The sequence below is a fragment of the Methylorubrum zatmanii genome, assembly GCF_014845115.1.
GTDB classification, from domain to species: Bacteria; Pseudomonadota; Alphaproteobacteria; order Rhizobiales; family Beijerinckiaceae; genus Methylobacterium; species Methylobacterium zatmanii.
Genome location: NZ_NKUI01000209.1, coordinates 1 through 1322, shown reverse-complemented (window position 1 = coordinate 1322; position 1322 = coordinate 1). Strand labels below are relative to the sequence as shown.

At 65.0% G+C, this 1322-nt stretch carries 1 protein-coding gene; it reads left to right on the top strand.

Annotated features, from left to right (window positions below; translation table 11 throughout):
- Window positions 1-66 precede the first annotated feature (66 nt).
- A complete protein-coding gene (locus tag MZTS_RS21270; RefSeq protein WP_101475451.1) occupies window positions 67-1080 on the top strand; it encodes an IS110-like element ISMdi14B family transposase in 1014 nt (337 codons plus the stop codon).
- Window positions 1081-1322: the final 242 nt, after the last annotated feature.

The window sequence follows — 1322 nt, the reverse complement described above, 5'->3', positions numbered from 1 at the left end:
AATGGGCGGCAGCTCTTCTGCGGAAGTCGATAGGATCGGCTCCGCTGCCGGAACAGGAGGCTGATCATGGAGTATTTCGCTGGCCTAGATGTCTCGATGGAGGAGACGCACGTCTGCGTGGTCGACCGCGACGGAGTAGTTACCCATCAGGCGAAGGTGGCCTCTACGCCTGCCGACATCGCGCAGGAACTCGCGAAGGCGCCTGCCTGTCGTCGGGTTGTGTTCGAGACAGGCCGGATGGCTCCGATGCTGTTCCACGGCTTGGCCGACCATGGTGTGCCGGTTGTCTGCGTCGAGAGCCGGCAGGCTTACCAAGCCCTGAAGTCGCTCACGACGCACAAGACCGACCGGAACGATGCGCGCGGTCTGGCTCATCTGGCACGAACAGGCTTCTTCAAGCCGGTGCACGTGAAGTCGCTGCCGGCACACGCCGTGAGGTCGTTGATCATCGCGCGCAAGAAGCTGGTCGGCCAGCGGGTCACGCTGGAGAACCAGATCCGCGGTCTTGCCGTCGTGTTCGGGGTGCGGCTACCGCGGGCGCTCAGCCCTGCGTTCATCGAGCAGGCTCTGCGTTCGAGCGAGGGGATCGCTGGACTGTCCGCCGCCATGCGCGGCCTGATCGGAGCGCGAGCTGCCGTGCTGGCAGCTGTCGCCGCCATCGATGCAGATATCAAGCGGATGGTCCGAGCCTCAGATGCCTGCCGGCGGTTGATGACGATCCCGGGCGTCGGTCAACTCACCGCGCTCGCCTTCACGGCAGCCGTCGATGATCCTGAGCGCTTCAGGCGCTCCCGCGACGTCGGTCCGTATCTTGGCCTTGTTCCGCGACGCTACCAATCGGGCGAGGTCGACTACACCGGTAGCATCTCGAAGTGCGGCGACCGGCGGGTCAGAACGCTGCTGTACGAAGCCGCCAACGTGATGCTGACGCGCTGCAGGCAGCCTCTGAAGCTGAAGGCTTGGGCTCTGGCCATCGCGAAGCGCTCGACGATGCGCAAGGCCCGCATCGCTCTCGCGCGCCGGCTGGCGATCATCATGCACGCGATGCTGCGGCAGGGCACCGAGTTCCGACCTGCGTAGCGGCTGACATCACCGGACAGGAGGCCGAACCGAGCTCCCGAGCGGGAGCGACGCCCGAGGGAGGGAGCAGAAGATGGCGCCGATTCTGTAGCATGCGGCCTTGCGCCGACTGCGCTTTCAACCGAGCCGCTTTGCACCCAGCTGACCCCATCAAGTGCCGCACGAGCACGTAGAGAACGCAGGCACCCGAAAGCGTCGAACGCTCTGGATCGAGCTGCCGCCCATTGACTCATTAGAGAACA